We start from the raw sequence: 6,869 nt of genomic DNA, 5'->3' as shown, positions 1-6,869 counted from the left end.
TCAGCGCGCGCGCGCGCGCCCCCCGCGCCGCGCCCGCGGCGCCGCGCCCCCCCCCCCCCCCCCGGCCTGTATGCGATTCCGGTCAGCTCTCGATCAGTTCGTGGAACGCCACGGTGTCGAAGATGTCCTCCATCCTCGTCGCCCTGCCGTCCCGCATCGTCCACGAGTGGACGAAGTCCAGCGTCACGGTCCTGCCGCTCCGCGAGGTCACCTCGCGGGTGCCGAAGACCACGACCCGGTCGCCCTGTTCGATGAACTCCTCCGGCGCGAGCTTCATCCCGCCCAGCACCGTCGGCACATGGGCGAGGAACTCCTTGATCCCGGCATGGCCCAGCTTGGTGCCGCCGAGCCCGTACTTGGCCATCCCCTCCGGATGCACCCACTCCACATCGGGGTGCATGCCCGAGAGGATCCCCTCGATGTCGCGGTCGCGGAAACCCGCGTAGCAGGCGCGGATGGCCTCGATGTTCGGTGATGCCATGGTGGTCGCCACTCCTCAGACGGCGGTGTGCCGCGGCTCAAGACGGAAGGTGTTCGGGGTGGAGCGCCTGGAGCGTACGCCGTACGCCCTCGCGCCACGGCACCCGGCAGGGGCCGGTGAGCTCCCGCCGCTTCGTGGGGTCGAAGTGGTACGTCTCCCGGGTGACCTCGCTCGGGACGAGCCGGGCGGTGACCCCGGTGAGCTCCTCCAGGTGGCGCACGCAGTCGGTCATCCCGACCGCCTCGTCCCCGCCCCAGTTGACCAGCGTGGCCGGGGTCGACGCCGCCTGCCACAGATGGGGGACATGGGCGATGAGATCGTCGGTGTGGAGGAGGGAGCACCAGTTCTGGCCCTCCATGGGCACCGGTATCGGCTCGCCCGCGAGCATCCGCTTGAAGTAGAGCATCGGCACCCCGCCGTAGCCGCCGGGGCCGTAGGCGATGTTGAGCCGGGCGATGGTCGTCGGCAGGTTCAGCACCTGGGCGAACGCCCGTGCCGCGCCCTCCGCGGCGATCTTGCCCACCGGGTAGGCGGGCAGCCAGTCGGCCACCCCGTCCACGGGGTCGTCCTCGGTGTACGCGTGGTCGAGGGTCTGCCGCTTGTAGAGCGCCCCGGTGGAGACGAAGAGGAACGCCTCCGCCGTCCGGCAGTGGGACATCAGCCGGCCGGTGGCCACCGAGTTGACCTCGATGGCCGCGTTGACGTCGCCATCCTCACCGCGGCGCACCGCCGAGTGGAAGACATGGGTGAAGTCGTCGGGCAGCCCCTCGTACGCCGCCTCGCGCGGATCGTTCATGTCCCAGTGGAATGTGGTGATCCCCTGGTCGTTCAGCTCCTTCTCGACACCGGGGGTGCCGAACCGGCCCAGGCACCACACCTCGTTGCGCCCGGCCAGCGCCTCGGCCACCGGCCGGGCGACCTGTCCGGTGCCGCCGGTGACCAGGATCTTCTTGCCTTCCACCCTGCTCTTCTCCTTGTGCCTGGCCCTGTCGGGTCCTGTGCCCGGCCCTGTCGGGTCCTTGTGCCTGGCCCTGTCGGGTCCTTGTGCCTGGCCCTTACGGACCTACGACCGGTCCGCGGTCCGGGCCCGGTCGGTGTCGTCCAGCGCACGGTCGAGTTCCCTGCGCAGAACCGCCTGGAAGGCCGCGACATGCCGCGGGCCCATCAGTGTGTAGTGCTCACCGGGTACGTCCAGATACCGGTTGGGCTCGGTGGTGTAGTCGTCCCACCGGCGCAGCTCGTTCGCCAGCCAGTCCTCCTTGGTGCCGCGCAGCGGGATCGCGTAGAAGACCGTCATGGACCGGGTGGTGCCGCTGGGGTGGTAGTCGCGGCCCAGGGTGGTGAGGCCATGGGCCAGCTCCGCCCAGGCGGTGAACTTGTCCAGGTCCAGGTCGAGTTCGTCCAGCCGGGCCGGCGGGGCGATCCGCAGCAGATGCGCGAGCTGCTCCTCCTGGGACAGCGGGCGCAGTTCGGCGGGGAGGTCGAGCGACTGCTTCTTGTTGATCAGGTCGAGGAAGAAGGCGAGGTTGGTCGCGGTCTCGATGAAGTCGAGCTCGTCCATGCGGTACTTGATGTGCGGCGGAAGGTTGAAGCTGCCGACGAAGTCGACCCGTTCGCCCTGGGCCTCGAGCGCCTTGGCGATCTCGAAGGCCACGGCGCCGCCGTAGGAGTATCCGGCGACGGCGTAGGGGCCGTGCGGCTGGCGGGCGCGGATGGCCTCCACATAGCACTCCACCATCTCCTCGAAGCTGGTGAAGGGCTTCTCGCCCTCGTTGAAGCCCCGGGCGCGCAGCGCGTGGAACGGCCGGTCGCCGACGAAGTACTTGGCGAGGTTGACGAAGACCAGGACCTCGCCGACGCCGGGGTGGACGCAGAACAGCGGGGTCTTCTCGCCGCCGGTCTGGAGCGGTACGACCGGGTCGTACACCGCGGCGCCGGGCGCGCCGCCGCCGTCGAGCCGGGTGGCGAGCTGCCGTACCGACGGCGCCGTGAGCACCGCGATGACCGGCAGGTCCGCGACGCCCAGGCGCCGGTGGACCTGGCGCCGCAGCCGCAAGATGTCCAGCGAGGTGCCGCCCAGGTCGAAGAAGCTCGCGGTGGCGCTGATCCGCTCCGGGGTGGTGTCGAACATCTCGGCGTAGATCTCGGCGAGGATCCGCTCGGTCTCGCCCTCGGGCGGAGTGTGGCCGCCGAGCCGGCGGGTGGTCAGCTCCGCGACCCGCTCGATGACGTCGTCGTATCCGCCGGACTCCAGGCGCCGGCGCATCCGGCGGCGCAGCGTCTTGCCGAGGCTGGTCTTGGGGAAGGCGTCCTTGGGCAGCGGCAGGATGAGGAAGGGCCGGAAGCCCCAGTGGATCACGACGGTGGAGCGCACCGCGGTGATCATGCGGTGCAGCCCGGCCTCGTCGTCGTCCGCCACTTCGGGGCTGACGGCGATGACCAGCTGCTCGGTGTCGCTGCCGGGGCGGCGGGTCGGGAACGCCGCGACATAGCCGCCCGCGACGTCGTCGAGCTGCTCCAGGGCGGCCTCTATCTCATGGCTGAAGTAGTTGACGCCATTGACGATGACGCTGTCCTTGCTGCGGCCGACGCGGGTCAGCCGACCCTCGTCGATCCGGCCCAGGTCGCCGCTGCGGAACCAGCCGTCGGGGGTGAAGGCTTCCTCGGTGGCCTCGTCGTTGTTGTAGTAGCCGGGGGTGATCATCGGGCCGCTGAGCTGCAGCTCGCCGATCTCGCCCGCGGGCAGTGCCCGGTGGTCGTCGTCGGCGACCCGGATCCGCAGCCCCTCGACGGGGGTGCCGAGGTTGGCGAACTCCTGGCCCGCGTCGGTGGCCGGGAACGCGCGGTTGTAGATGCTGCCCGCACAGGTCTCCGTCATGCCGAAGGCGGGCCAGAGCGCGGCCTCCCGCAGACCGTACGGGGCGTAATGCGCCAGGAATGCCTCGCCGGTCGCGACGACATTCGCCTCACCGCCGCTGACGATATGGCGCAGCGCACTCAGATCGAGCCCTTCACCGCCCGCCGATATCTCCTCCGCTATCTCATGGACGGAGGAATTGAGCGGGCCGAGGAGGAAGTTCGGCGTAAAGGTCATCGTGACTTTGTGGCGGGATATTATCCGCAGAAACAGCAGCGGTTCCTCGAGAATGACCGCGGCTTCCGCATGCAATTGCTCGGCGCCTACGTACAGCGGCAGCATATGCGCTTCCAGAAGCGCGGCCACATGGTCGTAGGAAATCCAGTTGAAGGTGGTGTCGGCGGCCGTGAGCCGCTGCTTTCCCGCCTTACCGGCCATCGACGCCAGGATATTTCCATGGGTCAGCATGACCGCTTTGGAATTCCCGGTGGAACCGGAGGTCAGCACCAGCAGGGCGAGGTCGTCCGGGGCCGCGGAATGCACGGCCGGCGACTGCCCGCGCTCGGCGCCGGAGGCGCCCTCGGCCTCCCGCAACTCCTCCACGACGGCCACCGCGAGCCCGGACACCTCGGGCAGCTCGGCCCGCGTCGCCTCGGTGGTCACCAGCAGCGGGCCGTCCAACAGCTGGTTGACGTGGGTGAGTTGGGCGGCCCAGCGGGCCGGGTCGCCGGAGATCGGCACCATCGGGCAGGGCACGAAGCCGCCCAGCAGACAGGCCCAGAGGACGGTCAGGAATTCCGGCTGGCGGTCCAGCAGCAGGGCCACCTTGTCCTTCGGCCGCAATCCCCGGTCGCGGAGTGCGGAGAGAAGCCCGAGCGCCGATTCCAGAAGTTCCGGATAAGGCTGCCGCACGGATTCACCCGCGGTGGGGCCGACCAGATAGCGCACCCCCGAATGGGCATGGTCGCGCGCCGCCCGCAACAACAGCCGGGCAACCGAGTTCGGCTCCGCGTCCTCCTGTGATACCGAGGTATTCAAGGGTTGTGACCTCATTCCCCCCACGGCCCCTCTTCCTTCCCGATTCTGAGGCCACGAAGGTAACAGTCCCGAACATATGTCTCCATGACGCTCTACCAGGACTCTAGCGAAGCTCTAGCGGAAATTCCCAGGCCGGAGGAGTTTCTTCAAAAAGTGCGATTCAGCCCACAGAGAAACGATGGCTGCGCCATGCATCTTCCACCTCCTCGTCCGATTGTGCACGGACGCGGGACCGGATCGAGGCCGGATGAGGGCCGCGGCATCGGGGTCGGATCGGGGCCGCATCAGGGCCGGACCAGGGCGGGGCCGGGCTTGACTCCGCGCGTCCGCGATATATCGTGTTGCGCAGGAGACACGATATGTTGCGTCCAGATGGCGCGTCGCACGTCCAGCCAGGGGAGGCCAGGGATGTCAGCCCGATCACAGTGGTCGATCAACGCGCCACAGAAGCTCACCCTCGACGACCCGGTGTCCGCGCTCGACATCCAGATCGCGGGCGGCACGGTCAATGTCGTCGGCGCCGCCCCCGGCCCCGCCCGCCTCGAGGTCTCGGAGATCGACGGCCCGCCGCTGAAGGTCACCCACATCGACGGCACCCTGAGCGTCGGCTACGACGACCTCCCCCGGAAGGGCTTCCGCAAGTGGCTCGGGCACTACACCCGCACCGCCCATATCACCCTTACCGTGCCTATCGGCACCAGCGCCACCGTCGGCGTGGTCGGGGGCTCCGCCGTGGTCTCCGGACTGTCCGGCCGTGCCGAACTGCGCGGTGTCTCCGGCGACTTCACCCTGCTCGGGCTGACCGGCTCGGTCCAGGCCGACACCGTATCCGGCCGGGTCGAGGCCCAGGCCGTCACCGGCGATCTGCGGTTCCACTCCGTCTCCGGCGACCTCACCGTGATCGAGGGCTCCGGGCCCTCGGTGCGGGCCGAGTCGGTCAGTGGCGACATGGTGCTCGACCTGGCGCCCGCCCCCAAGTGCTCCGACGTCTGCCTCACCACCGTCTCCGGTGAGATCGCCATCCGGCTGCCGCACCCCACCGACGCGGAGGTGGAGGCCAACACGGCCAGCGGCTCGGTCTCCAACGGCTTCGACGATCTGCGGGTCACCGGCCAGTGGGGCGCCAAGAGGATCACCGGCCGGCTCGGCACGGGCAATGGCAGCCTCAAGGCCACCACCGTCTCGGGCGCCATCGCGCTGCTGCGCCGTCCGCCGTCCGAGGACGACACGGACACGGACACGGACACCACCGACGGCACCCAGGGAAAGGTCCTCTGATGCCCCCCGTATTCGCCCACGGCCGACTGCGCCTGTATCTGCTCAAGCTGCTCGACGAGGCGCCGCGCCACGGCTATGAGGTCATCCGCCTGCTGGAGGAGCGGTTCCAGGGACTGTACGCGCCCTCGGCCGGCACCGTCTACCCGCGGCTGGCCAAGCTGGAGGCCGAGGGGCTGGTCACCCACACCACCGAGGGCGGCCGCAAGGTCTACTCCATCACCGACGCCGGGCGTGCCGAACTGGCCGACCGCAGCGGTGAGCTGGCCGATCTGGAGCTGGAGATCCGCGAGTCGGTCGCCGAACTCGCCGCCGAGATCCGGGAGGACGTCCGCGGCTCCGCGAGCGATCTGCGGCGGGAGATGCGCGAGGCGGCCCAACAGGCCCGCGCCTCCGGCGGCGCCCAGGACAAGCAGGCCCCGTGGGAGGGGGCGTGGGGCGACAAGGAGACCTGGCGGCAGGCGAAGGAGGAGATGCGGCGCGCGAAGGAGGAGTGGAAGGAGCAGGCGCGCCGGGCCAAGGAGGAGAGCCGGCGGGCCCGCCAGGACGCCCAGCGCGCCCGTAAGCAGGCCAGGGACGCGCAGGACTTCGCGCGCGAGGAGGTCCAGCGGATCGCCCGGCGGGTCCAGGAGCAGACGCAGGAGCACATCCGGGCGGGCGACTGGCAGCGGGCGGTGCGCGAGGGGCTGGCCGAGGTGTCACGCGGTATGGGCCGGATCTCCCGGCCGGGCACCTCGCGCTCGGACTGGGGCTGGGGCTGGGACGACGAGACGTCCGGGCCGGATGTCAGGGTCGAGCGGGTGGACATGACGAAGCCGGAGGGCGACCGCGAGGAGGAGCCGACCGCTGAGGACGGTGAGCCGACCGCTGAGGACAGTGGCGGCGGCTCGGCCGGGGTGCGGGAGCCCGAGTGGGCCAGGGACTTCGCCCCCTCCGGCGCCCCCGCCCGCGACCTGGAGCGGCTGCTCGACCGGTTCCGGGACGACGTTCGCGACGCGTCCCGCGACCACGGGGTGACGGACGCGCAGCTGGCCGAGGCCCGCCGCCATCTGGGGGCGGCCGCGGCGCGGATCAGCGGGCTGCTGCGGGGGGATCGGGCGTAGGGGATGTCCGGCGGGTGGTGACGCCTGCGGCGGGCTGTTCCCCTCCCCTCCCCGCCCCTTCCCGAAACTGGGGCTCCGCCCCAGACCCCGGACCGGCTCCGCCGCGTGGTGGGGC

The 6,869-nt window shown here is 70.5% G+C and carries 5 protein-coding genes; 2 read left to right on the top strand and 3 right to left on the bottom strand.

Annotated features, from left to right (window positions below; all coding sequences use genetic code 11):
• Window positions 1-82: 82 nt before the first annotated feature.
• The 3 genes from ACFXB5_RS41295 to ACFXB5_RS41285 all read right to left on the bottom strand — a co-directional run bounded on the left by ACFXB5_RS41295 (window position 83) and on the right by ACFXB5_RS41285 (window position 4,391).
• On the bottom strand, window positions 83-481 hold the full coding sequence (locus ACFXB5_RS41295) for a nuclear transport factor 2 family protein (RefSeq protein ID WP_385218537.1): 399 nt from the start codon (window positions 479-481) through the stop codon (window positions 83-85).
• A 37-nt stretch (window positions 482-518) separates the two neighbouring features.
• Window positions 519-1,442, bottom strand: a complete 924-nt coding sequence (locus ACFXB5_RS41290; RefSeq protein WP_385218536.1) for an NAD-dependent epimerase/dehydratase family protein — start codon at window positions 1,440-1,442, stop codon at window positions 519-521.
• A gap of 102 nt (window positions 1,443-1,544) precedes the next feature.
• On the bottom strand, window positions 1,545-4,391 hold the full coding sequence (locus ACFXB5_RS41285; RefSeq protein ID WP_385218534.1) for an AMP-binding protein: 2,847 nt from the start codon (window positions 4,389-4,391) through the stop codon (window positions 1,545-1,547).
• 393 nt (window positions 4,392-4,784) lie between these two features.
• Between ACFXB5_RS41285 and ACFXB5_RS41280 the strand changes: the two genes are divergently transcribed.
• The gene (locus tag ACFXB5_RS41280) at window positions 4,785-5,654 is read left to right on the top strand and encodes a DUF4097 domain-containing protein (RefSeq protein WP_385218532.1); all 870 of its coding nucleotides are present in this window, start codon (window positions 4,785-4,787) and stop codon (window positions 5,652-5,654) included.
• The gene (locus tag ACFXB5_RS41275; RefSeq protein ID WP_385218530.1) at window positions 5,654-6,754 is read left to right on the top strand and encodes a helix-turn-helix transcriptional regulator; all 1,101 of its coding nucleotides are present in this window, start codon (window positions 5,654-5,656) and stop codon (window positions 6,752-6,754) included. Before ACFXB5_RS41280 ends, ACFXB5_RS41275 begins: the two co-directional genes overlap by 1 nt.
• The last annotated feature ends 115 nt before the right edge of the window (window positions 6,755-6,869 follow it).

Source organism: Streptomyces sp. NPDC059455 (assembly GCF_042750115.1).
Lineage (GTDB): Bacteria > Actinomycetota > Actinomycetes > Streptomycetales > Streptomycetaceae > Streptomyces > Streptomyces endocoffeicus.
The sequence above is the reverse complement of the archived record's forward strand: the minus strand, read 5'-3'. Positions and strand labels throughout refer to the sequence as shown.

Bases quoted from the DNA above. Each gene is read 5' to 3' on its own strand.
- ACFXB5_RS41295 (WP_385218537.1), bottom strand. From the start codon at position 481: ATGGCATCACCGAACATCGAGGCCATCCGCGCCTGCTACGCGGGTTTC.
- ACFXB5_RS41285 (WP_385218534.1), bottom strand. From the start codon at position 4,391: ATGAGGTCACAACCCTTGAATACCTCGGTATCACAGGAGGACGCGGAG.
- ACFXB5_RS41280 (WP_385218532.1), top strand. From the start codon at position 4,785: ATGTCAGCCCGATCACAGTGGTCGATCAACGCGCCACAGAAGCTCACC.
- ACFXB5_RS41275 (WP_385218530.1), top strand. From the start codon at position 5,654: ATGCCCCCCGTATTCGCCCACGGCCGACTGCGCCTGTATCTGCTCAAG.